This window comes from Tahibacter sp. (assembly GCF_032229445.1).
Taxonomy (GTDB): domain Bacteria; phylum Pseudomonadota; class Gammaproteobacteria; order Xanthomonadales; family Rhodanobacteraceae; genus Tahibacter.
On sequence record NZ_JAVTWC010000017.1, the window covers coordinates 70,243 to 97,231 of the forward strand.

Annotated in this window: 18 protein-coding genes; 4 read left to right on the forward strand and 14 right to left on the reverse strand. The window is 65.7% G+C overall.

All coding sequences use genetic code 11. The features are described from left to right. Window positions 1-9: 9 nt before the first annotated feature. From cydX to RUU78_RS03730, 3 genes are read right to left on the reverse strand one after another with little or no spacing between them, the layout of a single operon-like run. Window positions 10-123: a cytochrome bd-I oxidase subunit CydX gene (cydX, locus tag RUU78_RS03720; RefSeq protein WP_313913803.1), complete on the reverse strand. Its 114-nt coding sequence runs from the start codon at window positions 121-123 to the stop codon at window positions 10-12. 12 nt (window positions 124-135) lie between these two features. After that, complete coding sequence (gene cydB / locus RUU78_RS03725) at window positions 136-1,278, reverse strand: cytochrome d ubiquinol oxidase subunit II (RefSeq protein ID WP_313913861.1); 1,143 nt, start codon at window positions 1,276-1,278, stop codon at window positions 136-138. A gap of 22 nt (window positions 1,279-1,300) precedes the next feature. Further along, window positions 1,301-2,917 (reverse strand): cytochrome ubiquinol oxidase subunit I, encoded by a 1,617-nt coding sequence (locus RUU78_RS03730; protein ID WP_313913806.1) that lies wholly within the window; start codon window positions 2,915-2,917, stop codon window positions 1,301-1,303. Between the two features lie 445 nt (window positions 2,918-3,362). On the opposite strand from RUU78_RS03730, the gene RUU78_RS03735 reads away from it, so the two are divergent. Beyond that, window positions 3,363-4,355, forward strand: coding sequence for an aldo/keto reductase (locus tag RUU78_RS03735; protein WP_313913808.1), 993 nt, complete (start codon window positions 3,363-3,365; stop codon window positions 4,353-4,355). An 87-nt stretch (window positions 4,356-4,442) separates the two neighbouring features. Here the strand turns inward: RUU78_RS03735 and RUU78_RS03740 are convergent, their stop codons facing one another. Beyond that, window positions 4,443-5,864, reverse strand: coding sequence for an MAC/perforin domain-containing protein (locus tag RUU78_RS03740; RefSeq protein ID WP_313913810.1), 1,422 nt, complete (start codon window positions 5,862-5,864; stop codon window positions 4,443-4,445). Between the two features lie 609 nt (window positions 5,865-6,473). Here RUU78_RS03740 and paoA point away from each other — a divergent pair. Genes paoA through paoC form a run of 3 tightly spaced genes read left to right on the forward strand, consistent with a single transcriptional unit; the run spans window position 6,474 to window position 10,287 of the window. Next, the gene (paoA, locus tag RUU78_RS03745; RefSeq protein ID WP_313913812.1) at window positions 6,474-7,118 is read left to right on the forward strand and encodes an aldehyde dehydrogenase iron-sulfur subunit PaoA; all 645 of its coding nucleotides are present in this window, start codon (window positions 6,474-6,476) and stop codon (window positions 7,116-7,118) included. Beyond that, window positions 7,115-8,071 (forward strand): xanthine dehydrogenase family protein subunit M, encoded by a 957-nt coding sequence (locus RUU78_RS03750; RefSeq protein ID WP_313913814.1) that lies wholly within the window; start codon window positions 7,115-7,117, stop codon window positions 8,069-8,071. Before paoA ends, RUU78_RS03750 begins: the two co-directional genes overlap by 4 nt. Further along, entirely contained in the window at window positions 8,068-10,287 is a 2,220-nt protein-coding gene (gene paoC, locus RUU78_RS03755; protein WP_313913816.1) for an aldehyde oxidoreductase molybdenum-binding subunit PaoC, read from the forward strand. The genes RUU78_RS03750 and paoC overlap by 4 nt, the downstream gene beginning before the upstream one ends. Window positions 10,288-10,395: 108 nt before the next feature. Here the strand turns inward: paoC and RUU78_RS03760 are convergent, their stop codons facing one another. The 10 genes from RUU78_RS03760 to RUU78_RS03805 all read right to left on the reverse strand — a co-directional run bounded on the left by RUU78_RS03760 (window position 10,396) and on the right by RUU78_RS03805 (window position 26,853). After that, on the reverse strand, window positions 10,396-11,016 hold the full coding sequence (locus RUU78_RS03760; RefSeq protein ID WP_313913818.1) for a dihydrofolate reductase family protein: 621 nt from the start codon (window positions 11,014-11,016) through the stop codon (window positions 10,396-10,398). Window positions 11,017-11,180: 164 nt separating this feature from the next. Further along, window positions 11,181-11,543, reverse strand: a complete 363-nt coding sequence (locus tag RUU78_RS03765) for a hypothetical protein (RefSeq protein WP_313913820.1) — start codon at window positions 11,541-11,543, stop codon at window positions 11,181-11,183. A 255-nt stretch (window positions 11,544-11,798) separates the two neighbouring features. Beyond that, the gene (locus RUU78_RS03770; RefSeq protein ID WP_313913821.1) at window positions 11,799-12,233 is read right to left on the reverse strand and encodes a hypothetical protein; all 435 of its coding nucleotides are present in this window, start codon (window positions 12,231-12,233) and stop codon (window positions 11,799-11,801) included. Window positions 12,234-12,351: 118 nt separating this feature from the next. Beyond that, window positions 12,352-13,104: an SCO family protein gene (locus RUU78_RS03775; RefSeq protein ID WP_313913823.1), complete on the reverse strand. Its 753-nt coding sequence runs from the start codon at window positions 13,102-13,104 to the stop codon at window positions 12,352-12,354. Between the two features lie 214 nt (window positions 13,105-13,318). Further along, window positions 13,319-15,034 carry a hypothetical protein gene (locus RUU78_RS03780; RefSeq protein ID WP_313913825.1) on the reverse strand — a complete coding sequence of 572 codons (1,716 nt, stop codon included), beginning with the start codon at window positions 15,032-15,034 and terminating at the stop codon, window positions 13,319-13,321. 98 nt (window positions 15,035-15,132) lie between these two features. Then, entirely contained in the window at window positions 15,133-15,960 is an 828-nt protein-coding gene (locus RUU78_RS03785) for a hypothetical protein (RefSeq protein ID WP_313913827.1), read from the reverse strand. Window positions 15,961-15,970: 10 nt separating this feature from the next. After that, window positions 15,971-17,545 (reverse strand): hypothetical protein, encoded by a 1,575-nt coding sequence (locus tag RUU78_RS03790; protein WP_313913829.1) that lies wholly within the window; start codon window positions 17,543-17,545, stop codon window positions 15,971-15,973. 10 nt (window positions 17,546-17,555) lie between these two features. Further along, the gene (locus RUU78_RS03795) at window positions 17,556-19,475 is read right to left on the reverse strand and encodes a hypothetical protein (RefSeq protein WP_313913831.1); all 1,920 of its coding nucleotides are present in this window, start codon (window positions 19,473-19,475) and stop codon (window positions 17,556-17,558) included. A 20-nt stretch (window positions 19,476-19,495) separates the two neighbouring features. Then, complete coding sequence (locus RUU78_RS03800) at window positions 19,496-21,289, reverse strand: YncE family protein (RefSeq protein WP_313913833.1); 1,794 nt, start codon at window positions 21,287-21,289, stop codon at window positions 19,496-19,498. Then, complete coding sequence (locus RUU78_RS03805) at window positions 21,286-26,853, reverse strand: hypothetical protein (protein WP_313913834.1); 5,568 nt, start codon at window positions 26,851-26,853, stop codon at window positions 21,286-21,288. Before RUU78_RS03805 ends, RUU78_RS03800 begins: the two co-directional genes overlap by 4 nt. Window positions 26,854-26,989: the final 136 nt, after the last annotated feature.

A 26,989-nucleotide genomic window follows, 5' to 3' on the forward strand; every position in this document is an offset into this window, starting at 1 on the left:
GGTCGCGGCTCAGGGTTTCAGTTCCTCGTCGGCGGGATAGCCTTTGAACTCCAGCCACATCGCATTGATGATCGCGGCGAAGCAGGCCATCAGCACGCCGAGTATCCAGGCGAAATACCACATCGTCGCAGCTCCTCAGTAATGCGCGTCCGAACCACGGACCTGCTCCAGCGTGACCGGCCCGCGCATCACGCGGAAGACCCAGCTCGTGTAAAGGATGATCAGCGGCAGGAACAGCACGGTCATCCAGAACATCCAGCGCAAGGTCAGCAGGCTCGAGGTCGAATCCCAGACCGTGAGGCTGTGCGAGGGCATCAGGTTCGACGGCATCATGAACGGAAACATCGCCACGCCGGCCGTGAGTATCGTCGCGGCGACGGCGAGACCGCTCGCGACGAAAGCCCAGCCCGCGCGCCGCGGTGCCAGCCACCACGCTGCACCGGCACCGGCGAAGCCGAGCAGCGGGATCAGCCACAGCACCGGCTGTGCACGGAAATTCGTGAACCAAGCGCCGGCCTCGACGACCACGGTCTTGGCCAGTGGATTCGAGCCCGCCTGCGTGCCGGCGAACGAGGCGAGGCGATAGCCGTCGACGCCGAATGCGATCCACAGGCCCGCGCCGGCGAAGCTCGCGACGAAGACCAGCGCGGCGATGCGATGCCAGCGCCGCGCGCGTGCGCGCAGTTCTCCGACGGTCTTGAGCTGCAGGAATACCGCGCCGTGCATGACGAGCAGCGAAAGACTGACCACGCCGACGAGCAGCGCGAACGGATTGAGCAGGCCGAAGAAGTTGCCGTCGTAGTACACGCGCAACGCTTCGTCATAGCGGAACGGCACGCCGAGCAGCAGATTGCCGAACGCGACGCCGAACACCAGCGCCGGCACGAAGCCGCCGATGAACAGGCAGACGTCCCACAGCGAGCGCCAGCGCGGATCGGCGAGCTTGCTGCGGTAGTCGAAGCCGACCGGACGCAGGATCAGCGCGAACAGCACGAGGATCAGCGCGACGAAGAAGCCCGAGAATGCCGCGGCGTAGATCAGCGGGAACGCGGCGAAGATCGCGCCGCCGCCGAGGATGAACCACACCTGGTTGCCCTCCCAGGTGGGTCCTATCGTGTTGATCAGCACGCGGCGCTCGTCGTCGGTCCGCGCCACGATCGGCAGCAGCACGCCGACGCCGAGATCGAAGCCGTCCATGATCGCGAAGCCGATCAGTAGCACGCCGAGGAACAGCCACCAGACCACGCGCAGCGTCTCGTAGCTCATGAGGAAAGTCAGTGCGTCGGACATGGCGTGCTCCTCAGGCCTTGGACGGTTCAGCCGGTGCGTCGGCACCGATGACTACCGAATGACCCGGCACCGGGGCGTCGGGTGCAGCAGCGTGCCCCGGCGCGTCGTCGGGCTCGGTTGGCCCCTTGCGGGCGAACTTGATCATCAGGTACATCTCGACCACGAGCAGCGCCGTGTACAACAGCACGAATCCGACGAGGCTGAAGACGAGATCGCCGACCGTCAGCGACGACACGCTCATCCAGGTCGGCAGCACTTCCGCGACGGTCCAGGGCTGGCGGCCGAGTTCGGCCACGATCCAGCCCATTTCCGAGGCGATCCACGGCATCGGCATCATCACCACCGCAAGCTTGAGCACCCAGCGCTGGCGCATGATCGCGCGACGTGACGCCGACACGAGGGCGACCACGAACACCACGAGCATGAACACGCCGCAGGCCACCATGATGCGGAAGGCCCAGAACAGTGGCGCCACCGGCGGTATCGCGTCCCGCGCGGCGCGCGCGATCTGCGCGTCGGTCGCGTCGACCACATTGGGCGCATAGCGCTTCACGAGCAGGCCGTAGCCCAGATCGGGCTGCCGCTCCAGCAGCGCGGCGCGCGCCTGCGTATCAGCCGGATTCGCGCGTACCTGCTGCAGGGCCGCATAGGCCTGCATGCCGCTGCGGATGCGTATCTCGTGCTCGGCGACGAGATCCTTGAGCCCGGTCACCGGCTCGGTCAGCGAGCGCGTCGCGATCAGGCCCATGAGCCACGGGATCTCGATCGCGTGATTGGTCGTCATGTTCTCCTGGTCGATGAACCCGACGACGGTGAACGGCGCCGGCGCCGGATGGGTTTCCCACATCGCCTCGATCGCCGCGAGCTTCACCTTCTGCACATGGCCCAGCTCGTAACCGCTCTCGTCGCCGAGCGTGATGACCGACAGCGTAGAGGCCAGGCCGAACGCTGCGGCGATCGCGAACGATCGCTGGGCGAACGCGACATGCCGGCGCTTGAGCAGATACCAGGCACTGATGCCGAGCACGAAGCACGAACCGGTCACGTAACCCGCCGACACCGTGTGCACGAACTTGACCTGCGCGACCGGGCTGAAGAACACCTCCGCGAAGCTGGTCAGCTCCATGCGCAGCGTATCGGGATTGAACTCGGCGCCGACCGGATACTGCATCCAGCCGTTGGCCACGAGGATCCACAGGGCCGAGAAATTCGAGCCCAGCGCGACGAGCCAGGTCACGCCCAGATGCTGCACCTTGCTCAGCCGTTCCCAGCCGAAGAAGAACAGGCCGACGAAGGTCGACTCGAGGAAGAACGCCATCAGTCCTTCGATCGCGAGCGGCGTACCGAAGATGTCGCCGACGTATTGCGAGTAGTACGACCAGTTCGTGCCGAACTGGAATTCCATCGTGATGCCGGTGGCGACGCCCAGCGCGAAGTTGATGCCGAACAGCTTGCCCCAGAACTTCGTCATCTGCTTGTAGACCTCGTTGCCGGTCATGACATAGACCGACTCCATGATCGCCAGCAGGAAAGAAAGCCCGAGGGTCAGCGGCACGAACAGGAAGTGATACAGCGCGGTCGCCGCGAATTGCAGGCGGGACAGCTCGACTACGGTATCGGAGATCATCGGCAATCCTCTTCGCGGCGGTTCACGCGCAAACGCGCCGGCGTGTCGGCAGGTGAGCGGGTAGCGGCGGCGCTGGCGCGTGATGTGGATGCAATGGCTACAAGGCACCATGGCCGCGGCGCAGTGTAGCGCGCGGCTGAATGCTCGTGACGGCAGGGAAGATGTGTCAGCGGCACGGCAGCGGGCCCGGCGCGCGTACAGGCAGGTTTCATGCGTGCAGCTTGGCCGCAACGCGCGCGCGGCGAATTTATCAGGATCAATGGCTTCGGCGGCATGAGGGCTTCGCAGGCGATACGAGCAGCGATGCCGGATGTAGCGTCAACCTGCCGCAGCGTCAGCTTGCCGCAGCGTCAACTTGCCGCAGCGCTCGCTGCGCCGGCAAACTCCGACGTGTCGCCGGTCATGGCCGCGGGAATGGCAGACTACGGCCCCGCAGGAGACACCCATGAAGACACGCACGCTCGGCAACGGCGGCCTCGAGGTTTCGGCGATCGGCCTGGGCTGCATGGGCCTGAGCTTCGCCTACGGCCCGGCCACCGATCGGCAGCAGGCCATCGCTCTGCTGCGCGGCGCGGTCGAGCGCGGCGTGACGTTCTTCGATACGGCCGAAGTCTACGGTCCGTTCACGAACGAGGACCTACTCGGCGAGGCGTTCGCCGGCCTTCGCAGCAATGTGACCATTGCAACAAAATTCGGTTTCGACCTCGAACCCGGCACCGGGCTGCAGCGTGGCCTGAACAGCCGGCCCAGACACATCCGGCAGGTCGCGGAAGCCTCGCTGCGACGGCTGAGGACCGACGTCATCGATCTGTTCTACCAGCACCGCGTCGATCCGAACGTACCGATCGAAGATGTCGCAGGCACCGTGAAAGACCTGATCGCCGAAGGCAAGGTGAAGCACTTCGGACTGTCGGAAGCCAGCGAGCAGACGATTCGCCGCGCCCACGCCGAACAGCCGGTGGCCGCGCTGCAGAGCGAATACTCCTTGTGGTGGCGCGAGCCCGAGGAAACCGTGCTGCCGACACTGGAGGAGCTCGGCATCGGCTTCGTCCCGTTCAGCCCGCTCGGCCGCGGCTTCCTCACCGGCGCCATCGACGAACTCACGACCTTCGACAGCACCGATTTCCGCGCCAGCGTTCCGCGTTTCTCGCCCGAAGCGCGCAAGGCCAACCAGGTACTGGTCGACGTGCTCGGCGAGATCGCCGCGCAACGGCACGCGACCCGCGCCCAGATCGCGATCGCGTGGCTGCTCGCACAGAAGCCCTGGATCGTGCCAATTCCCGGCACGACGAAGCTGCATCGGCTCGACGAAAACCTCGGCGCCGCCGCGCTGCAGCTCAGCAGCGAAGACCTGCGCGACATCACCGCCGCCGCCGCGGCGATCACGGTGCAGGGCGCACGCTATCCGGAACACCTGCAGCAACTCGTCGATCGCTGAGGACGGCGGACTTTCGAGTGATGATCCACGCGGCCAAGCAGCGAAGACCCGCTTCCGGGCGGGCACGATGCGCGACGCGACGCGAGCTCAGTCGGCCAAGGAGACGTTGAACGTGAGTCCCACCTTGTTGCCTCCCGATAGAACCACATGATCTCCCAGCAGGCGGCCTTCGACGAATTTCGTTTCGACGACCTGCAAACCGAAGTAGTCGTCGGCCGAACTCCCGGTGTCACGCTCGGTCAGCTCGGTCCGCAGTCGCAGGGTATATCCGGTCGGATCCGACGAGCCTTCGATCAGCGCCCTCTTCGCGCCGCAGTGGTAAACCTCGTTACGCTTCAGCACGACGTAGCCGCCCGACGACGGTATCGACAACAGGTTCGCCGCCCAGACGACGGTCCCGCGCGCATCGAGGATCGCAGCGTCGATCACCCCGAACAGCTCGATGTTGTCGCCGCCTTCGTCGGCGGCATCGAGGCACTTGATCTGCGCGGTGATGACGAGGTCGCGATCACCGTTGACCACCGCACCGATGCGGCTGGCAATGTCTTCGACTGCGACCTGAAGCTCACGGCGACGCGCCTCGCTCTGGGCGAACTCCCAGATGGGAAGGAGCGGCTGGCTACCGGCGAACTGAACGAAGACGGGGTCATTGTCGTCGATGGAGGCACGCCACGCATCGAGATCATCCAGGCCGCCGGCCAGCTCGGAGTCGCCACCGGCTGCCCGCACCCGGGTCACCGAGTTGGAGTCGTACTCCTGTCGTTCCTCCGTCGACGAGAAGTCCGACGCGCCGCTTCCGCTTCCTGTAAGCGACTGGAACGACACTTCGACCGCGACTGCGGCGCTGGTCTTGGCCGCGTAAGCCCAGGTGTTGGTAGCCGAGCTGTACTCAAAGCGCGCTCCGTACACCGCGTCGGCGAGTACGTGCGTGCCGAAGAAGTCGATGACCTGCTCGGCGGCGACGCTCGGCGAATTGATGACGTCCACGGCCAACGGCGTCATGTACCTATCGCGTAGCCGCACCATGTCCGCCAGGAGCTTCACCCGCGCCACCCGGTGGAGCTGGTAGAGGTTTGCGTAGTGGTACTCGTGCCGGAACATCGTCTCTTTCGAGAAGCTCGACGACATGCTTCCGGCGAAGGACGCCGTCCCGAAGCCGACGCTGCCGCTGGCCGAAACGCTGGCGCTCATGCTCTCGCTGACCTGCTGCAGCGTCGTTCCGGCCACGATGAGCGTGTCGCTGTCATTGATGGGCGTCGCGGTGATGAGCCCGTCGCTCTTCATCTTTGCGAAGTCCAACACGGCCCCTTGCACGGACGCATTGTCGGCGAACGCCCCGAAGATGTTGTAGCCGCGTCCGACCGGCGATTCCTCGAACAGCGATTCGGGAAAGTCCGCCGCTGTGCGGGCGACGCTGGTCTGATCGAGCCGCGCGAGCTTCTGGATGAACGCAATCTTCTCGTCTACGCTCGTGTTCGGGGACGGGATGGAGCTGCTCTCGACATTCATGTTCTACCTCAAGGTTGTTGGTGGTTCGCGATCCATTCGAATCACGGGATGACGAACAGCGTAGAGGTGGTCCGGCGGGAACGTGGCACCGGTGCCGCGGATGGTCCGCCCCGCGCGGAGCGCTTCGGTTCCATCCATCCACGCATTGCTCGCGTTGTGGACGATGGTGCAAAAATTGCTAATGTTCCGGTACTGCCAGACGGCACCAACCATCCCTGACTTTCGACAGTGGCGACCGCACAGGCGGAATCTGACGGTCTGACACGAGCCCCCAGTCGCCGCGGAATAACGGGGTCGGGTTCTAATGGCAGTTGCTTGACGCGCACCGGATGATCCTGTGCACAAACGATTTCCCGCGCAGCGAGCCGCGCTTGCATCAGCAATCTGCGGCGATTCGGTCGGTCGTTTCCCCTCACCTCGCTGCACAAGCTGGTCGAACCACAGCCGCTGAAGTTCGCGAAATTTTCGCAGGCAGCGGCCTAGCCTGTGTCCCGCACCGTGGCCGGCGTCGCGCCGTTGCTCAGCCCGGTCGAATACACGCGGTCCGGCCCGACGGATCTTCAATTGCAGGCAATGGCCAATGCCGCTGCACGCGAGCAGGAGCGAGACATGCAAGAGCATGACGGGACATTCACCTTTACCCGACGCGAGGTCCTCAAGGCAGGTGCTACCTGCGCGGCCGTTGCAGTTGCTCCGGGCGTCGCGTCGAAATCCCCGGCCGGCGACGCACCGAAGAAGCCGGTAATGGCCAAGGTCTCGTTCACGATCAACGGCACGCGGCGCGATCTCGAACTCGACACGCGCACCACGCTGCTCGACGCATTGCGCGAGAACCTGCAGCTGACCGGCACCAAGAAAGGCTGCGACCACGGCCAATGCGGCGCGTGCACCGTGATCGCCGGCGGACGGCGCATCAATTCCTGCCTCTCGCTCGCGGTTATGCACGAAGGTGACACGATCACGACGATCGAAGGGCTCGGCACGCCGCAGAACCTGCATCCGATGCAGGCCGCCTTCGTCAGGCACGACGGCTATCAATGCGGCTACTGCACGCCGGGGCAGGTCTGCTCCGCCGTTGCGGTACTCGATGAGATCAAGGCAGGCATTCCGAGCCATGTCAGCGCGGACCTGGGCGCGCGGCCACAGGTCAGCGAGGCCGAGTTGCGCGAGCGAATGAGCGGCAATATCTGCCGCTGCGGCGCGTATTCGAACATCGTCAAGGCGATACTCGACGTCGACGGGAGTCGCGCATGAAAGCCTTCACCTACGAACGCGCGCAGTCGCCGGCCGACGCCGCAGCCGCGGCGCAGCGCGTCCCGGGCGCACGCTTCATTGCCGGTGGGACCAACCTGCTGGACCTCATGAAGCTCGAGATCGAGACGCCCGCGCATCTGATCGACGTCAACGGTCTCGCGCTCGACACGATCGAGGCGACCGACGACGGCGGGCTGAAGATCGGCGCACTCGTGCGCAACACCGATCTCGCCGCCGACGCGCGTATACGACGCGACTATGGCCTTTTGTCGCGCGCACTGCTCGCCGGCGCCTCGGGCCAGCTGCGCAACCGCGCGACGACGGCAGGCAATCTGCTGCAACGCACGCGCTGTCCGTATTTCTACGACACCAACCAGCCGTGTAATAAGCGCCTGCCCGGTAGTGGCTGCGCGGCGATCGGCGGCTTCAGTCGCCAGCATGCCATCGTCGGCACCAGCGAAGCCTGCATCGCCACGCATCCGAGCGACATGGCCGTGGCATTGCGCGCGCTCGACGCGGTCGTGCAGACGATCCGGCCGGACGGAACGCCGCGCAGCATTCCGATCGCCGATTTCCACCGATTGCCCGGCAACACACCGCAGATCGAGACCGTGCTGGCCGCCGGCGAACTGATCACTGCGGTGACCTTGCCGAAACCCGTCGGCGGCACGCAGATCTATCGCAAGGTGCGTGATCGCGCGTCGTATGCGTTCGCACTGGTCTCGGTCGGCGCGATCATTCAGCCCGACGGCAGCGGGCGTGTCGCGCTCGGCGGCGTCGCGCCCAAGCCGTGGCGTGTCGAAGCCGCGGAGGCCAGCCTGCCGCGCGGTGCCAAGGTGTTCACCGACGCGCTGCTGGCCGGCGCGAGAACCACCGCGCAGAACGCATTCAAGCGCCTGCTCGTGGACCGCACGATCGCCGCCGTGCTCGCGGAAGCGGAGGACAAGGCATGAAATTCGACACGCCCGCCACGACCAGTCCGATCGACCGCCTCACAATCATCGGCAAGCCCACCGACCGCATCGACGGCCCGCTCAAGACCACCGGCACCGCGCCCTATGCGTACGAGCGGCACGACGTCGCCGCAAACCAGGCCTACGGCTATGTGATCGGCGCGGGCATAGCCAAGGGACGCATCGCGCTTCTCGACGACAGTGCGGCGCGCGCCGCGCCCGGCGTGATCGCCGTCGTGACCGCGAAGAACGCCGGCAAGCTCCGCAAGTCGGAGCGCAATACCGCGAAGCTGCTCGCCGGCCCCGACATTCAGCACTACCACCAGGCCATCGCGCTCGTCGTCGCGGAGACCTTCGAGCAGGCTGCCGCCGCGGCCGCGCTCGTGCGCGTCGACTACTCGCGCGCCAAGGGCAGCTTCGACCTGAAGACGTCCAAGGACGGCGCGGTCCCGTCGAAGTCCCAGCCCGACAAGGCATTCGGTGATTTTGCGACGGCGTACGCCGCAGCGCCGGTCAAGCTCGATCAGCACTACACCACGCCCGATCACGCCCACGCGATGATGGAACCGCACGCGTCGATCGCGTCCTGGGACGGCGACCAGCTCACCGTGTGGACCTCAAACCAGATGATCGACTGGGCCACCAGCGATCTGGCAGAAACCCTCGGCATCGGCAAGGACAAGGTCCATGTGATCTCGCCCTACATTGGCGGCGGCTTCGGCGGAAAACTGTTCACGCGCGCCGACGCCCTGCTCGCCGCGCTCGGCGCGCGTGCAGCGCGCCGGCCGGTGAAAGTCGCCCTGACGCGTCCACTGATGTTCAACAACACGGTGCACCGGCCCGCGACCCTCCAGCGCATACGCCTGGGTGCGACGGAAGACGGGCGCATCACGGCGATCGGACACGAGAGCTGGTCCGGCGATCTGCCCGGCGGAAAGCCGGAACTCGCTGTGCAACAGACCTGGCTGCTCTACGCCGGCGCCAACCGCATGACCGCGATGCGCCTGGCCGCGCTCGACCTGCCCGAAGGCAACGCGATGCGCGCGCCCGGTGAAGCGCCGGGACTGATGGCGCTGGAGATCGCGATCGACGAGATGGCCGAGAAGCTCGACCTCGATCCGATCGAATTCCGCGTGCTCAACGACACCCAGGTCGATCCGATGAAACCGGCGCGGCGGTTCTCGCAGCGTCAGCTCGTGCAGTGCCTGCGTACCGGCGCGGAACGCTTTGGCTGGAACAAACGCAAGGCCAAACCCGCGCAGGTGCGCGACGGTGAATGGCTGATCGGCATGGGTGTCGCCGCGGCGTTCCGCAACAACCTCGTCGAGAAATCCGCCGCGCGCGTGCGGCTCGATGACAAGGGCATCGTGACGGTCGAAACCGATATGACCGACATCGGCACCGGCAGCTACACGATCATTGCGCAGACCGCCGCGGAGATGATGGGCGTGCCGCTCGACCACGTCGTCGTACGCCTCGGCGACTCCCGCTTCCCGGTATCCGCAGGCTCGGGCGGCCAGTGGGGCGCGAACAGCTCGACTTCGGGCGTCTACGCGGCCTGCACCAAACTGCGCGAGACGGTTGCGCAGAAACTCGGCTTCGACCCGGCCCGCGCGGAGTTCTCCGACGGCCATGTGCGTGACAGCGACCGCTCAGCACCACTCGCCGATGCGGCCAAGAGCGGCGAGATCGTCGTCGAAGACCACATCGAATTCGGCGACCTGACCGAGCGCTACCAGCAGTCCACCTTCGGTGGCCATTTCGTCGAAGCCGCCGTCAACGCCTATACGGGCGAAGTCCGCGTGCGCCGCATGCTCGCCGTCTGCGCCGCCGGACGCATCCTCAACCCGAAATCCGCACGCAGCCAGGTGATCGGCGCCATGACCATGGGCGCTGGCGCCGCCCTGATGGAAGAACTCGTCATCGACAAACGCCTCGGCTTCTTCGTCAACCACGACCTCGCCGGCTACGAAGTCCCGGTACACGCCGACATCCCACACCAGGACGTGGTCTTCCTCGACGAAACCGATCCGATGTCCTCACCAATGAAAGCCAAGGGCGTCGGCGAACTCGGCATCTGCGGCGTCGGCGCTGCGGTGGCCAATGCGATCTACAACGCTACTGGCGTGCGGGTGCGGGAATATCCGATTACGCTGGATAAGTTGCTGGAGGGATTGCCGGCTGTGGTGGCGGGCGAACAGCCGAGGCATTCGTGAATGTGTGGGCGCACGACCATGAAGCTTCTGAGTCGCGGTGAAATTGCCGAGCAACGCGAGGCCCAACCGAGTGCAGCGCGTAGGCAGGTGGCATGACCCACCTCCGGGTCATCGCGCGCGCCGGTAGTGCATGGCGACCGCACCGCAGCGGAGCGGCTTTGCCGAGATCAACTCGAGCCGTCGGGTGCTGGGCAGCCCGCTCTGATACAGGGTCGGGCCGTGGCCGGCGATCCTGGGATGGACGAGCAATTTGTACTCGTCGATCAGATCCAACCGGTCCAGCTCGGTCGCGAGCTTGCCGCTACCGAGGAGTACTCCGTCTGGGGTTGCGTCCTTGAGCCTCTGTACGCCAGTGCGCAGGTCACCGGTGACATGGTGGCTGTTGATCCACGGGAAGTCCTGTCGCGTCGTGGACACAACGTGCTTCTGCTTTGCCTCCAGCTTTACCGCCCATTCGCGCATCGACGGCGATGCCTCCGCGTCGCCGCGGGCAACCGCTGGCCAGTAGCTCTCCATCATCTCGTAAGTGACGCGGCCCCACAGCATCGCCCCGCACTCGTCCATGAGGCGGGTGAACAAGGCGTGCGTCTCGTCGTCGGCGGTTCCTTCCTGATGGTCGACGCAGCCATCCAGGGTGACGTTGATACTGAAGGTCAAGAGTCCCATGGTGTCCTCCGCTCGTGATACACGACATGGGCTCTCACTACGGAAGAAGTAGTCGAAGTCCATCGCCGCTCCGTGTGACGCGCAGCATCCCATCCAAGCTGCCTGCTACGGCATGCGCCGTAAACCCTGAATGCAAAAGCTGCGGGCCACCGGGCCGCAGAGAAGGCTAAGTAGATCTGCGGTTTGGTCCCGGCGACCTGCAACTCGCGCTCCGTCAGAGCGACCACCTAGGCACCTTTCTTGGAAATGGGGCTGGGTGCAAGAAGCCCGGCGAGGAAGCCGACAACGGTAGTGAACACGGTGAGAATGGTGTCCCCCTTGACCGCATAGGTGACACCGGCATCGAGCTTGGCGAACACGCCGATTCCCAGGACCACGACGCAGAACAGCAACACAAGGGCAAACGACGAGACCACGATCAGCCAAAGCCTTGCCGCAGTCTTGTCGTCGGGCGGCGGCAGGCCCTGAATGACCTGAGCTTCCAGCTTCTTCAGCGTTGCTTCGGGATCCGTCTTCAGGTCCTCCAACGTCTGCGGACTTGAGAGGGCCTTCTCCAACATCACAGTCGCCGATCGCATTTGCTCAGCCATATCAATCTCCTGATCGCGGGTGGGCCTGCAATCGTCTTCCCCTCGTTGCGAAAGACGTCGTAAATTGACAGGACGCCGGCGGCTTGCATTCAACGTGACTCGGGCAACTATGGCGCGACGCCAGACCTGAGACCAGCGACCTGTGGTTGGCGCTGCGCCTGAGAACAACGGCACTAAGGGACATTAACTATTAGTCACTATATTTAACCTGATGACGTTTTCAACACTTGTCCGGCAATCGACTTGAACGCATAGCTAGAAACCATGCACCGGGCCTACTGACTTTGCTTCGACAATGTAAGCCTGATGGCCGGGCGGAAACATGCGAACGGCGAACGAACCGAAGTACTTTCCCATAGACGCCAGAACGCCGTCGTGCGACAGACCGAAGTGGAAGTGGCCATCTGCGATGCGTTCGCAGCTGACTTGAACCTCAAACCCACCAGGAAGTACGACTGCCAAAGGTGCTGCTAAAGCGATCAGACCTATGTGGTCGAAACTTTCTTTAAGAGATGCGGAGCCAATTTTACTCACTTCGCTGTTTGCGAAATCGTGTGGGCTTGAATCTATGCACAGATCGATGGAATAGATAGGGCGGATGCTACTCGATGACTTATCGTTTGAGCACGCGCCAATCAGCGGCGTCGCACCTAGGACCGCAAATCTACTCAGTGCCTCGCGTCGCTTCATCTGATACCTGACTGCATACAATCCCCGAATCACGGGGCATCGCGCGGTGTCTCGCACGCAACATGCGCGACCGATATCAACGATACGTCAGATTTCCAGCATCAGTTTGCAACTGGCATCACCCCGCCTCCCCCACCGCATCAAGTATCGCCGTGACAACCTCCTTGAGCGGCGCAAGCCCGTGCAGCTTGCGCCAGTCGCCGCTGGCGTCGTTGCCGACGATGATGAGGTTCATGTGGTTTTCCGGCGCGTCGGTGTATTGGCCGATGCGGCGCAGGGCGGTCGTGACCTGGGCGTTGCTGCCGCTGAGAAAATGCCAGCCGGGCTTTGCCTGGACGCGGCGGGCGTAGTCGGCCAGCACCTGCGGCGTGTCGTGATCGGGATCGACGGTGATGGAGACGATTTGCACGTCCTTGCCGAGTCGATCACCCAGTTGTTTCTGCAGCGACTGCAGCGTGGTCATCATGACCGGGCAACTGCCTTCGCAGCGGGCGAAGAAGCTGTGCAGCACGATGTGCCGGCCGGCGATGTAGTCCTTGTACAGATCGACGGTTTTTCCGTTCTGATCGATCAGCGGCAGATCGGCCAGGTATATGGCGGCGCCGTTGCGCGCTTTGCCGGCTGCCGCCGCGGCGCCTGCGGGGACTGTGTCTGTGGAGGCTCGCGTGGTGTTGGCCGTCGACGCACCGTCGGCGGCGATGGCGGTGGCCGCCGCAGCGAGAGCGACGACTGCAGCGATGGCACGACAGCGGAGCGGCAACCGATTCGGTATCACGCGATTTTCCAAGAATTGTCGTGACGGAAATTTAGGGCACCGGAGAATTCGGGACACCCATCCAGTACGCCGTGAATCGCAGAGAATTTGGGACACCCACCACTTCAAAACTGTCGGGACACCCATCCACTAAACAGTGCATCGCCGCCAGAGCTCTTCCGACCTGACGGCGCGGCACTTCGCAGAACTACGACACCAGCTCATCCGCTCCGTCGCCGAAGTGAGCCGGCAAAGATTCTCGTCACGTGCCCACTTCTCCGTGTCGCGTCGGCAGGTCTTCTCCCACCTGCCGGCGCTGCACGTCGCAACGCTATTGAACCAGTTCCACCGCTCCCGTCACCGGATTCAGCCAGTACTGATCCGGCACCCCGCCGTAGGCGATCTGCTGCTGGTTTTTCTGGAACAGCTGCATGGTCGGGAAGATCAAGCGGAAGCCGGGTTCGAAGATCTGGCCCTGGGGATGCTGCGAGACCTGCGCCTGGTAGACCGCGATGCGACGGCCAGCCAGCAGGCGCACGTAGCCGTTGACCGACAACTGCAGCTTGGCCAGCGACTGCACGCGCGTGAGGATCTGTCTCGTCTGGTCGCGATGCCACTGGGGTGTGCGTGCGGCGTCGTTGATGTTGGCGAGCAGCGCCTTGGCCGCGGGCTTGTCGCTGTTGGCCAGGGCCTGGGCGAACTGGTTGCGCCAGCCGGCCGTGGGACCGCCGCCGGGTACGAGCTGCAGCAGGCCACAACGCTGGGGCGAGAACATCGGCCGGGTCGGGTCGATGGCGATCACGTCGTAGAGGAACTTCTCGTCGATCAGGCCCGAGGCGACCATTTTCTGCGCCAGCAGCATGTCGGTATGCGACTTCACCGGTGTCTCGAACGCGTGGTCGGCATCGATCTGGTTGATCGGCTGCACCGAGTTCTGGAAATTGCCGCTCTGGTAGTCGAAGAACTGCGCCTGGAACAGGTTCAGTGAATTCGTATACAGGGCCTTGTCGATCTCGATGTAGCGGATGTCGCCGGCCAGGCGCTGATCGACGAAGGCGCCGACCGGGGCCTTGATGATCGGGGCCGGGCCACCGAACGGCAGCAGGTCGGAATCGAGATTGACTTCCTGCTCGCAGAATATCGGCCGCAGCTGTTCCTGCAGCGACAGCGCCGAGCGTTGCTTCATGTAGGCCGGGGAAGACGCGAGCTTGTCGTTGCCGGCCTTGATCCAGCCAGAGAACTCCTGCGAGCTGACCAGGTTCTTCAGGATGGTCTCGTATTCCGGCGCGATGCGCATGGCGCCCAGTGGCAGCGGGCGTTCGGGCCGCCACCAGGAATCGTGCGGGAAGGCCAGCTCCTTCATGATCGGCCCGCCGTTCGTATGGCAGCCGGAGCAGCGCAGCCGCGGCAGCGTGGCCTTGCCGCTGCTGTCGGGCGCGCCCATGAAGATCGACTGGGACGGATCGTAGGCGCGCCACAGGTTGACGATATCGGCCTGGATATCGGCCGAATCGCCCCGGTAGAACCACTGCCCGCCCTGCCCGGTGCCGCGGATTTCGTAAAAGTTATACATCTGCTTGCGCGGATCCCAGACCAGCGTTTCGAGCAGCAGGTTGTCCGGCGTCGCCGCCTGCTGCGGCGACAGGATGCTGGTCAGCGCGGTGTTGTCGATCGAGGCTGCCGTGAAGTGGCCGTAGAACCAGTCGCCGGGGACCAGCTTCTGCCCCGCGTAGCTGCCGTCGATGGACTCGAAGAAGCTGAAGCTGCCCTGCGGCAGCGGGTTGTGGAAGCCGCGATTGGCTACCATGGCCGGCCGTGAACTCATCGCGTTCGCGAGCACCAGCGCGCGGAATTGCAGCGCGTTGCCGGGACAGCGCGGCTGTGCGCTGAGCAGCTTGAACAGTGCATCGTCGTGGGCGTCGGGCGGCAGCACGTTGCCCGAGGTGTTGTTCTGGATCTGGCAGCGTTCGCCCGGGAGCTTGTCGGGCGCGTTCTGTGCCTGGGCCGTGGCGGCGGCCAGCAGCAGGGTGGCTAGCAGCAGTTTCATGTTGGCTTCCCCAAGTGTGTTCAGTGCGCTGCACCGTCTTGGCGGCGCAGCGCCGAGAGCAGAGCGTGATGGCGACCGCGCTGCGCAGGATTGCGACTTCAAGCCGGCGGAAACAGCACCAGCAGATCCTCGATCCCCAGCGTGTTGATCGGCACCGACCAGATCAGGTCCGGCGCGAGCCTGCGCTCGGTCAGCTGACCGGTGCGCGGATCGACCTGGATACGCTGGGCGAACTCCAGCGGCTTGCCTTCCTTGAACGGCAAGGTGGAAAACTGCACTTCCCACGGCTGCCGGCCGCCGAGCACGAAGCCGTGCGAGACCTCGCAGTCGAGTACGGCGAGGATCTGCTTGCGCGTATATTTTTCCTTTTTGATCAGATCGGCCAGGTTGTTGGCCATCGGCAGGTCGAACGCGCGATTGCGTGCGTAGATGAAATGGTCGCCGGCGACGGAGAGGATTTCATGCACGCGCTGGCGGTTGTCGCCGAGGTTGCGCATGACCTTGATGCCGAGGAAATAGCCGCCGGCGTCTTCCAGCCGCCACCAGTGCTCGAGATAGACGGCCTGCACGCCGTGCTCGAAGACATTGCGGCCGCCGAGGATTTCGAAGCGGCCTATGTCGATGGAACCATCGGGCGGCTGGTAATCGATCTCGTGGTGCCAGGTAATGATGTAGCCGTCATTCGTGGTGTAGCCGGAAAATCCTTCCTGCGGATACAGCGTCGCGAGCTCCGCGTTGCTCAGATCAGCCAGTGAATGCGCGTTGGGAAAGCTCGGCCGGTCCTTGGGAATGCGGCAGTCGCCGAACAGGGTCGGCGTCTGGATGTTGCGCACGTTGACGGTGTTTTCCGGCGGCCCCTGGTTGTTGTTGATGACCCAGAGGCGCTCCCAGGAAGCGGTGAGCCAGGACGGTACGGGTGTGCTCATCGGTGGCTCCTCAGCGGTTGCCCTGGTGGGCCCGGGATTTGCCGCCCTTGGGCTGCTGGGCGTTGTTGAGCAGGAACGAGTAGTCGGACGCGTACGGATTGGTCGCCGTGGCCGCGCTGCCCGCGGTGGCCGGATCGAAGATCGTCGTGCTCTTCACCGGCTTGACGCTGGCGATCGGCGCCGAGGCGTGGCAGTCCAGGCAGGTGAGGTTCTGCACGTAGGTTTCCATCGTGGTGTTCGCGACGGGTTCCTGGCTCGGACCGGGCGACAGCTGCGGCGTCGGCAGCGGCGTGCGCGAGCCCGCGGCGATGGGCGTGTTCTGATTCGACCACAGCGTGTTGACCAGCTCGTAGTTGAGGAACACCGAGTCCGGATTCTGCGGCGTGATCACCTGCGCCCAGACGTATTCGTTGAGACCGACCACGTCGTTGTTCGGCCGCGTCGGGATGTCGGTCACGCGTACCGTCTGGATCGGTGCGGTCAACGGATTCTTGCCGCCGTTATACGTGGACGGGTTGGCGTTGACGGTGCACTTGTAGTGGTCGGTGGCCGGGTCGCAGTCCGGGTTGTAATAGGTATACGGCGGCGTGAATGCGCCGGCGGCGACCGCGCTCTTGCTGGGCGCATTGCGCTTGTGCTCGAACGTGGCCCAGATGAACTGCTGGCCGAGCGCGGTCTTGTGGATGATGTGCAGGCCGACCAGGCCAACGACGACGGTCTTGGGTTTCTGGCCCGGATAGGTCACTACCGCCTTGGAAATCTTGTAGTACGGCCAGTCGGCGGCGTTGGGCAGTTCCAGCCACGCAGCCTTGGTCTCGATCGCGCCCACGCTGCCATAGGCCGAACTCGCCTCCGTGCCGTCGGGCAGGTTGATGCCGGGCGAGACCACGAACTTCTGTTGCACATCGGCGTTATAGAGCTTGTTCTGCACGATGTAGTTGTATTCGTCCTCGTTCATGCGGCGCTCGTACAGCGTCAGGATGCCGCTCTGCGCCGTCAGCCACGGGCTGCCCTGCGAGGCCTGGCCGATGGCGCTGAGGTCCAGCGTCGGCTCCGGCGCGATTTCCGATTTCATGCCGCCCAGCACCTTGACGCTGGGCGTGCCGCCGAAGCCGCTGTTCCACGGGCCCGGGTTCTGCGCGTTGGCCAGGAACACCTCGTCGGATTCCTTATAGGTTTCCCATACGCTGGCGCGCTGGTCGTTGGGGTCGCCGAACTGCGTGGCCGGCACGCTGGTGTCGGGCTGGCCGCGCTGGGTCGACGAAGCGGCCCAGTTCAACGCCAGGAATTGCTGCCAGGCGAAGCAGTTCGCATCGGCCTGCCGGGTCAGCGCGAAGTCCTTGGGCACGGTGTAGCCGTACTGGCCCGGCGTGGCCGAGACCAGGAACGGCGGCGCCAGGCAGTTGCTGGTCGAGCCTTTCATCGGCGGCGCGGCGGCTGGCGGCGGCGCGGCGACTGGCGCCGGCGCTGCGCTTTCCGCACTCGCCTTGCTGTCGTCGGCACGCCGTGTCTCGCGGTTACAGGCGGCCAGGGTGACGGCCGCGGCCAGCAGGCCGAGGATCAGTGTCTTTGTAGACATGTTCATTGTCATTTCCTCAGGCGGCGGTGCTGGAAGCAGCCACGACCAGGAAGGCCGGTGCCGCGGTGAGTGCGCTGGAGAACTGCTGGCCGGCGGGCACGATGACCACTCCGCGCACACCGGCGGCTGCCGTGGCCGCCACGCTGACCGACAGGTTCAGCAGTTGGCTGGGGCTGGGATAGGTATTGCCGGGCACGGCGTAGGTGACCGTCGGCGAGAAGCCCGTCACCTGCGTGCTGACGCTGCTGTCTACGCTGCCGTCGGCGTCGGTGAAATACACCGTAGGCCATTGCTCGGGCGGCAGCGCTTTCTCGCCGCTCGGGGCGGCATAGGTCAGCGCGAGCGCAACCTTCTTTTCGCCCGGATAGAGGGTCGGCGGAATGATGCTGGAGTTGCTGGCCAGCGACATGGTCACGCCCGAGGGCGTGTTGACCGTGGTGCCGTAGTAGGCGTCCCAGACATTCTGGAACAGGATCTGCAGCGGCTGCGCCTCGGTGACGACGGCGGGCGAAGTGACGCAGGCCAGCGCCGGAGCCGGTTGCGGCGGCGGCACGATGGGACGGCCGAACAGGGCGATTTCCAGGGTCGCCTGCACCTGGGAACCGTACTCGATCGGCGCGCCACCAATCGTGATGTCGCCGACCGTGAAACTGACACCGGCGTCGATCCAGGCCTGCGGAATCTGGAAGGCCGCATGCAGGATGAAGGAACCGGGGAAGCGCGTACCGGTGATCTCGTCGGTGATGTGCTCGAAGCCGCGGATGATGTGCCAGCAGTCGGCGGCGCTGGCGCCGGGCGGCAGCTTGGGATCGGCCGGCAGCGCGTACTGGGCGAAACTGGGCATCTGGATGTAGAGGCCGGGCGGATCGGCCAGCGAGATATTGGTCCCCGCGCCGACGGCGAGGTTGATGCTCTGGCCGATATGCGGATCGCTGTTGCGGAAGTTCTGGCCGTACTGGCCGCAGCAGATCAGCGCCTGCGGATCGGTGTTGCCGGCGCTACGCTGCACGGTGGCACCGGCGCCAAGGCCCAGTTCGGTCTGCAAGGTGTTGGGCGTGGCGGTGAGGTGCATCGCGCCGCCGCTGCGCTGCGCTGGCGTGCCGCTGCGCACGCAGATCGTGCCGCTGTTGAAGCGGTTGAGCGGGTTGTAGGCCGGGCGATTGGTTTCCGGGTCGATCACCGGCTGGCCGCTGACCGGGTCGAGCAGCTGCAGATCGGCGACGCTGACCGTGATCCACTGGTCCTGCGGCGCGCCGCTGTTGAGCGCCTGTTCGTAGACCGCGCAGACGCGTTCGGGACTGACCCGCCACAGGGTCTGGAAGTACTCCGGGTTTTCGCAGGTGAAGTCGATGCGCGTGATCTTGTTCTGCGCATTGCGCACGACGGCGAACTCGCAGTATTCGTCGAGCCAGCCACGCGGGCCGTACGGACCGAACGGCTGCAGCTCACCGCCCCAGTCCGGCTGCGGGCAGCGCACTTCGGGAATCGGGTAGCGCGACAGCTCGCCCGAATCGGCCAGCGGAAACAGTGCACTTTGCGGCAAGTTGTACGGATTCGGCGGCACCTGGTTCTGGCCCAGGTACTGGATCAGGCGGTTCGGGAACGCGATCCAGGCCACGTCCACGGCACCGTTGCCCTTGGGGATGGACGTGACCAGCGGGTTGTAGTACGCCGTCTGCGCGGATGAGAACAGGGAATTCCACGGATTGCCCGTGATCGCCTGCCGGGTGAAGCCATCGACGTTCTGGCTCCACAGCGCGGCGAGCCGCGCATAGCTGGCCGGATCATCCGGAAAGTCGTTGTTGCAGCCCGGTGTGGTGAAAGCCTGCAGCCGGTAGCTGTTGCTGGCCGGATCGAAGACGTAGTTCGGCGTCACTGGTGTGGCCGTGGTCTGCATCAGCGGACTACCGCCGCCGTTTCCTGCTGTACTCGACATGGCTGTGCTCCCGGGTTGGGCTATCTGGCTTCGTAGATCAGGAATTGCCGGTGCCGGCGCGCCAGACCGAGTGCGTTGGACTCGATCCAGACGTAGTAGATGCCCGGCTGCGGCGGAGTGAAGGCGAGTTCGTAGCTACCGTCGCTGCGGGCAGTCAGTGCGCTGCGGCGCTGCCAGATGCCCGGAGCCAGCAGCGCCAGCGCGTGCAGGTCGGCGCTTTCGCGCCGGCCGCCGGCGGCATCGAGCAGCGCGAAGCGCAACTGCGCCGGCTGACCGACGGTGAGTTCAGCCGGCGGCGCCAGCGCGACGACGCGTGGCACGTCGGGCCTGGGCTGCGTGTCGGCCAGCGTGAACGGAAAGCAGACGGCCAGCCGCGGCGAATCGGCGAACAGCGCCACGTCATAGGTGCCGGGCCGCACGACCGGCATGCGCGTGGTGTATTCACCGCGGCGGCCCTCGCGCAGGCCGTGGTCGACCACCAGCACCGCGCGCGGCTTGCGGCCATAGGTACGAAAGCCGCCGGCGGGTGCCGCCATGCCTTCGCGGTAGAGATAGATCATCTTGTCGCTGGCATTGGCCACGAGCACGGCCGGACCTTCGGGCGCGGCGACGATGCTGTCGGCACCGTCTTCCGGCGCCGCGCCCAGGGCGCTCTGCCCGGCCGGGAATTCGGCCACGTTCAACGGCCTTCCGGCCTGGCCCAGCTGCTCCAGCGCAATCATCTGCACAGTCTCGCTGTCGCGGCGGTGCACATAGGCCAGCAGCGGCGTAAAGCTGACCTGATCGGGGCCGCCCGAAATATCGGCATTTTGCACAATAGTATTCGTGGACGAATCCAGCACCTGCAGCCGATTGCGCTGCGGATTGGGCAGCAGGGCGAAGCGGCCGCCGGGGGCGAAGCGGATCTGGCTGGCACCGCTGTCGACCGCGATCTCGCCGCGCAGGCGCCGTTCGCTGGCGTCGAACACGAAAACGCGCCCCTGCTGCGCATCCAGCGCGTAGAACGCCTTGGCCGCGTCAGACCAGGCCAGCCGCTGCGGCCGGCCATCCAGCCCGATGCTGCCGAGGCGGCGCGCATCATGCGCGTCGATCACCTGAAGGCTGTCCCCCACCGCGGCGACCAGCCGCTCGCCGGCGCCGTCCAGCGCGATGCCGGCGACCTTGCCGAGCGGCACCGCCTGAGAAGCGAGACTGCGCCGGTCGATACGCGTGACGCCCGCGTCATCGGCGACCCAGATGTGGTCGGCGTTCTGTACCAGCTGGCGGGGATTCGGCCCGGTCGCCACCTGTGCCGTCACGCGCCAGCCACTGGTATCGGCCACGGCGACCTTGCTGGCGAGCGGCTGCGACACGAACAGACGGTCGCGTTCGGGCGTCAACTGCCAGTCGGCGCCCGGCTTTTCCAGTTCCAGCAGCGCCAGCAGCTTGCTGCCACCGAAGCCGAACAGCGGATCGACCACGCTGATCGACGCTTCGTCGTTCATGGCCAGCACGAAATAGCTGTTCAGATCGACCTCGGCACGGCTGAACAGATCGCCGGCGAGATAACCGGCGATCTGCCGCTTGCAGTCGGCCGCCGGCTTGGCCGGATCACGGCGCAGGCCCAGCCAGGCGGCGGGGCGCACGCCGCTGAGCGGCCGCCCGCTGGCGCTGTCGCGTAGCTCGAAGTGGAATGCGGTCGCATCACCCGGCTGCGTGCCGGCTTGCGTGTCGAAGGTGACTCGGATGCCCTGGTCCAGGGCCTGCTGCGGCGACGCGGCCGACGCGACGCCGGCCGGCAGCAGCAGGACCAGGGCGAGCGACAGCGCTCTCATTGCCGCGGCAACCGCTTGGGTCTGTTCGGAATGGTGTCTCGCAGAGGCGCTGAGCTTTTGGCGCGCATTGCAGCGGGCCCGGTCTCGCCCACATGCGGCGCGCGGGTATCGCCCCAGCGCGCTACGCCGCCGGCCGGAGAGCGCACCTCGAATTCATCGGGCAGGCCGCGCGGCGCGGCCAGGCTCCAGCGCCCGCCGATGACGGGCACTTTGCCCGCATTGCCAAGCTGCACATGGCGCACGCTGCCGCCAGCGTCGCAGACGCGGCGGCCCGCCGCGTCGTCGACCGCGACGGGGCAAGGCGTGACAAATCCACGAATGACTTTTCTTCCATTGGGTAACGTCTCTACCGCGTCTATGCCCACGGTGTCCGGCCAGGCCGGCCCACCGGCCTGCGGTGCCCAGGGCGCGACGCGGAACAGGCCCCAGGCGCCAGCCTGGAACATGTTCGCGGTCCAGCCGCGGTAGAGATAGTCGCCAGGCACGCGGAAGCGGCCGCCGGCCGGGGTGGAGCCCGGCGTTTCGTCGAGCACCACGTCGTAGACGCTGGCCGCGCCGTAGCCGGTCAGCGTGCTGACCGTGGCCGACTTGGGGTTGTGGCCTATGCGCGTGGAGTCGGCCGTATACGGCTCCTCCTGCCACAGATGGCCGGTCAGTTCCCAGGTGATCTGGTTGTCGCCGTCGCCGCCGGGCATGAGCAGGCGCACGCGCGACGGCATACCGGCCGGGGCACGCAGAATAGGCGTCTGCGGTTCGGCGCCGACCAGCACATTGGCAGTGGTCCGCGTCTCGTCGACCAGCGACATCGGCAGCAGCGAGATGTTGCTCAGGTCGGCCTGGCTGAGGTTGCGCCAGTCCTTGGGCGCATCGATGCCCATGGCGCTGTCGAGTTCCGTGCCGAAGCGCAACCAGGCCGGTTCCGAACGGTAGTTGAAACCGGCCAGCGGATTGCCGGTTTCCCACCAGGAGTGGCCGTTGGTCAGCATGTTCGCGTCGTTCTGATACATCAGCACGAACTCGCGGTAGACCTTGTCGCCAGCCCAGACCGTGGCCTGTGCCTGCGTGGTCGGATCGGCCTGCCAGCGCGACCCGGCCGGCTCGACCACGAGCGCGCCGAACAGGCCGTGGTAGACCTGCATCAGCGGATCGGAGGGCAGCAGATTGACCGGGCCGAATTCGACCGGCGTCTGCGCGGCGCCGTCGATGGTGCCGGCATACCACCAGTACTCGGCGCGGCCGCCGGGCGGCGCGGTCTGCACCGGATTGGCGCCGACGCTGGCGCCGTCGCTGGTGCGCAGGTCGTAGCTCAGGAGCTGGGCATGCAGGCCGACATTGGGCGACGGCGCGATCTGCACGAAGTTGTAGGGCGAGGCATAGGTGAGACCGAAGCGCGAAGCCGCCTCGTAGGCGGAGAACGCCGGCTCCTGGCCGCTGAAGGTGTTGACCAGCGTGACGTGAATCCAGTCGCCCGCGTTGGCGCGCAGCACCAGCGGCTCTACCGTGTCGCGCGGCGTGTGCGTGCCGCCCTTGGGCACGGCGACGTAGACCAGGCCCAGCGGGTCCTGCAGCGGATTGGCCGTGTCGCTGCGGCCGTGACCGAGGTTGGCACCGCGGCTGTTGTAGATCAGCGCGCCGTCCTTGCGGCCGAGCGCCTGCTGCACGGTCATCGCATGCACTTCGTATTCGCGGATGCAGGGCTTGCCGCCCGAGCAGTCGGTGGTCATGCCCGGCGGCGGACCGATGGCGTCAGTCGGCGCAGCCGCCGGCTCGCCGTACAGTGGCTTGAGGAAAGGCTGGCGCTGCGTCGTGTTCCAGGACCGCAGCAGGCCCCAGGCGCCGTTGGTCAGGCCTTCATATGAGGCATCCGGGTTGTACAGGTAGTCGACCGGCGCCTTGGCACCGAGCCGCGGCATGCGCATCAGCAGCTCGTAGTGCTCGGACAAAATGATGAACTGCGTGCTGCGATAGCCCGAATCCGGCTCGAACGGCTCGGCCAGCCAGCGCACGCCGTGCATGGTGAAATCGTGCATCGAGGTATGCGCGCCGGCGAGCAGGCGGATCTGCACCTTGTCGCCTTCGTAAGCCTGCAGCAGCGGCGTGTACGGATCGGTAGGTCCCATGCCAGCAGCGATCGGATCGCGCGGGAAGGTGAAGCAGCCGGTACCGCTGCACATGGGATTGATCTGTGCGCCGCCGACGGGCTGGCGCGAGAAGGCCGGATCGAGCCGCTCGATCGAACGGAACGAGGCGGACAGGTCGGCCGCATCCGGGGCCGCGGCGGGATTCGTCACCAGCGGCTTGAACACGCGCAGCGGCAGCGGCTCTCCGCGATAGTTCATCGAGATCATGCCGGCGCCGAAGTCCGACACCAGCAGCGGCTGCGGCGGCCACGGCGCCGAACCGGGCAGATTGGGAATCAGCGACTGCGGCAGCTGCGCCGTGGGCTGGGGCGGGCAGTTGAGGCAATTCAGCACATGAGCCGGGTCGGCCCAGCCGTAGTAGCTCTGGTTGGGCGCAAGCGGAATGCAGTTGAAATCCGGCGGGCGTTGTTCAACGACGTGGCCGTCGGGATCGGTATAGCGATAGCAGTCCGGCCGGTGGCGGCTGCCGGCGGTGTAGGCATGCTGGGTATCGCCCCATTCCAGCGCGAACTCGCGGTAGTTGTCGCCCTGGCTGGCCGGCGACTTGAACAGGATGTTGGCGGCATAGCTGGTAGGGCCGCCATCGTCGCGCACGCCGAATTCGGTCTTGCCGTCGAGCGAAGTCCAGGTCGAACCGGCCGGCTCGATCAGCAGGCCGCCGTAGAGGCCGATCATCTGGTGCGTGGAAGGGCCGAAATGATCGTGCGTGAACACGGTCATGTAGGTGCGGTCCTTCTCGCCGACCGCGGCGGGCTGCTGCATCAGCGGGTCCAGCCACCAGCGCTGCACGGTGGCCTGGGCGCCGACCCAGGCGCGGCTCTCACCGCCGGGACCGTTGCCCAGTTCGGCAATGGCCTTGGGATGCAGCAGGCGCTGCCTGCGCCGCGCCGGATCCCAGAGGCCGCCGGTCTTGTTGATGCCTTCGATGCGCTCGCGCACTTCCTCGGGACTGAAGGTGCCGTCCTCGTAGTTGAAGCCGTTGGCCGCGCCGTCGGAGGCCATCACGTCGAACTTCACCAGATGGATGTGCTGGCCGAGTATGTCGGTGGGCGTGCGCACCTCGAAATCGTCGAGTTCGAAATAAGCGGGCACCAGATTGGTGTGCCAGTACTCGATCACATCGTTGTTGTGCGCGCGGAAAAACAGCGGCTCGGGCGGGCGGCGGCCTTCGACGTAGTCCTTGACGTCGCCCCACAGCGACAGGATGCGCTGCTGCGGGTAGTGCCAGCCCGCCTTGTTGAACACGGCGTCCAATTGCAGATTTGCACCTTTGTAACGGCGCAATTCGTTGCCCACGGCCTCGCCGTCGACGACGGCCGGATCGGCGAACGGCGCACCCGGTTGCGGACCGCGCGGCAAGCCGTTGACCTTGAACGGTGCCGGCGTGGCTTCCGGCGTATAGCTCGCATGCTGCGGCTGACCGAAAAACGCCATGGCGCGCTTCTCGGCGGGTGTGCCGTCTTCGGGCAGCTCGTAGGCCTTGATCGTGTGCAGATCCTTGGACCAGTCCAGCGCCGTGTGTTGTTCGTTCGCAATCGTCGCGTCACTGATCAGGTGGCGCGGCAGGCCGCCGTCCAGGCGTTCGCCGGTTCTCTGGTCGACGGCGAAATCCAGTGGCGGATGCGGCGGCCGGTGTCCGGCCACGCCCGGAACGAAGAACGGAAAGCCCGGATGCCCTTCGCCGTCGACCTGGGCCTGACCCTCGACGATGCGCACCTTGGCCGGCAGCGGCGCCATCGCGTACTGCGGCAGCGGCACAATGGCGGGAATCGGCGTACCGCGCTGGATTTCCCCGTCCGGCAGCGCGCGCGCATCCGGGCGCGGGCGGCCGTCGGCGTCGAGCGCGGTGCCGGCCTCGAACACGTCGTGGACGCGATACAGCGCCCACATGCCGGCGGCGAAATGCGGATAGAAGTGGCAATGGAAGATCGAATCGCCCGTGGTCAGATTGCGGTTGCCGCTGCCGCCGAACACGAGTTCCGCGGTGAACGACGAACCCGGACCTATGGCCTGGGAATCGAGGTAGTTGCTCTGGCTGGTCTCGGGCGAACGCAGCCACTGGTGCGCGTGGTGGTGATGGACGTGATGCACCGCAGCGCCGGAATGCAGCACACGGAAGCGCACGTGGTCGCCGAGGTAGGCGTGATAGACGTTCGACGGATCGTCCGGATAGAACGCCTTGCTCGCCTTGCGTCCCGGCCGTGGCTTGCACGGGTTGGTCGGCTCGAAAGTCAGCGGGTCGGCGTTGAATTTGACGGTGAGGTCCTGCAGTTCCGCCGTGGTGCAGGGCGCGTTGGCCGGCACATCGACCACCAGAGCGGGGTCACCGATGGCCCAGGAGCTCAGGAAGAATTCCTCGAACTTGCATTCCGGGCAGTCGGCCGCCGGCCCAACGCCGATGCGATTGGCGAGCACCTGCGGCGCGATCCCGCCGATGCCGTAGTTGATCGCGAACGTATCGGCACCGGCGTCCTCGCGCGGCACCTGACTGTTCCTGGCCGACATGAAGTCAGGGAACGCCTGCACCACGTCCTGCGATTCGTGGTAGATCACCGTCACTTCGCGGAACGGGCGATTGCGCTCCGGCAGCATCGGGTTGTCGCCCGCGGGGATGGTCAGCGGGCCACGGCCGGGACCGGTGATCAGCGCGGTCAGATCCGTGTGCACGATCCGGTTGTCGCGATCGTGCATGCGCAGTATCGGCAGACCCGCGTGAGCGTGGCCCGGCGGATAGACGGCGTCGTAGTCGAGACGCGGATGGCCCGATGGCAATGTGCCGGTGCTGGCCAGGCGCAGATCCTCCTCGCCGACCTGGCTGCGATACCACTCGCTGCCGCGCGGCTGGACATTGACCGCACCGAACAGGCCCGTGGACAACTGCATTTCATTGAAATTGTTGTATTGCCCGGCCGTGCTGTAGAGGAGATTGCTGCCCTCCTCCTGGGCGTAGAGCCGATAGGTGATGCCCGCGCCGGGCTGCACCAGGCCGGAGTGCTGGCCGTTGCCGATTTCCGGGTTCTGCCCTGCCCAGGTGCCGTCGCTGGCAATGGTGTCGAGCGGCTGCAGGCCCGCCACGTGGATCGACGCCGTGCGCGTGACCGGCTGCATCACGTCCTTGGGCGTGGGCGCGAGCAGATTGGTAAAGCGGATCTCCAGGCAGCTGCCGGCGTTGACGCGCAGTACCAGCGGACGCGGGCGCTTGTCCGGCCTCAGCATCACTTTGCCGGGCTTCAGGTCCGCGCTGGCTTCGTCGGTGGAGACCACGTCGGCGCGCAAGGCGTAGATCTCGCCGTCGGTGCGCGTGGTGCCCAGGCGGTTGACCTGGAAGGCGTGGTCCAGCGCGACGACATCGGCCTGCACGGTGCTGTCGCAATGCCCACGCGCCGGCATCTCGGCCGCCGATAGCGGTGTTGCGCAGAGCATGGGGATCAACAGGGCAAGGGCACACGACCAAGACCGCAACGGCAAACGCATGGTCCACCTCGCAAAGGGCAAAGCTGGCGACTGGCCAGGAATTTTGTTTACAAGTACCGGGCTGGACAATACCCGATTTGCGGAA

What these genes read in the sequence shown, in the direction of transcription:
- cydX (WP_313913803.1), bottom strand. Translation starts at nt 123, where the DNA reads ATGTGGTATTTCGCCTGGATACTCGGCGTGCTGATGGCCTGCTTCGCC.
- RUU78_RS03730 (WP_313913806.1), bottom strand. Translation starts at nt 2,917, where the DNA reads ATGATCTCCGATACCGTAGTCGAGCTGTCCCGCCTGCAATTCGCGGCG.
- RUU78_RS03735 (WP_313913808.1), top strand. Translation starts at nt 3,363, where the DNA reads ATGAAGACACGCACGCTCGGCAACGGCGGCCTCGAGGTTTCGGCGATC.
- RUU78_RS03740 (WP_313913810.1), bottom strand. Translation starts at nt 5,864, where the DNA reads ATGAATGTCGAGAGCAGCTCCATCCCGTCCCCGAACACGAGCGTAGAC.
- paoA (WP_313913812.1), top strand. Translation starts at nt 6,474, where the DNA reads ATGCAAGAGCATGACGGGACATTCACCTTTACCCGACGCGAGGTCCTC.
- RUU78_RS03750 (WP_313913814.1), top strand. Translation starts at nt 7,115, where the DNA reads ATGAAAGCCTTCACCTACGAACGCGCGCAGTCGCCGGCCGACGCCGCA.
- paoC (WP_313913816.1), top strand. Translation starts at nt 8,068, where the DNA reads ATGAAATTCGACACGCCCGCCACGACCAGTCCGATCGACCGCCTCACA.
- RUU78_RS03760 (WP_313913818.1), bottom strand. Translation starts at nt 11,016, where the DNA reads ATGGACTTCGACTACTTCTTCCGTAGTGAGAGCCCATGTCGTGTATCA.
- RUU78_RS03765 (WP_313913820.1), bottom strand. Translation starts at nt 11,543, where the DNA reads ATGGCTGAGCAAATGCGATCGGCGACTGTGATGTTGGAGAAGGCCCTC.
- RUU78_RS03770 (WP_313913821.1), bottom strand. Translation starts at nt 12,233, where the DNA reads ATGAAGCGACGCGAGGCACTGAGTAGATTTGCGGTCCTAGGTGCGACG.
- RUU78_RS03780 (WP_313913825.1), bottom strand. Translation starts at nt 15,034, where the DNA reads ATGAAACTGCTGCTAGCCACCCTGCTGCTGGCCGCCGCCACGGCCCAG.
- RUU78_RS03785 (WP_313913827.1), bottom strand. Translation starts at nt 15,960, where the DNA reads ATGAGCACACCCGTACCGTCCTGGCTCACCGCTTCCTGGGAGCGCCTC.
- RUU78_RS03790 (WP_313913829.1), bottom strand. Translation starts at nt 17,545, where the DNA reads ATGAACATGTCTACAAAGACACTGATCCTCGGCCTGCTGGCCGCGGCC.
- RUU78_RS03795 (WP_313913831.1), bottom strand. Translation starts at nt 19,475, where the DNA reads ATGTCGAGTACAGCAGGAAACGGCGGCGGTAGTCCGCTGATGCAGACC.
- RUU78_RS03800 (WP_313913833.1), bottom strand. Translation starts at nt 21,289, where the DNA reads ATGAGAGCGCTGTCGCTCGCCCTGGTCCTGCTGCTGCCGGCCGGCGTC.
- RUU78_RS03805 (WP_313913834.1), bottom strand. Translation starts at nt 26,853, where the DNA reads ATGCTCTGCGCAACACCGCTATCGGCGGCCGAGATGCCGGCGCGTGGG.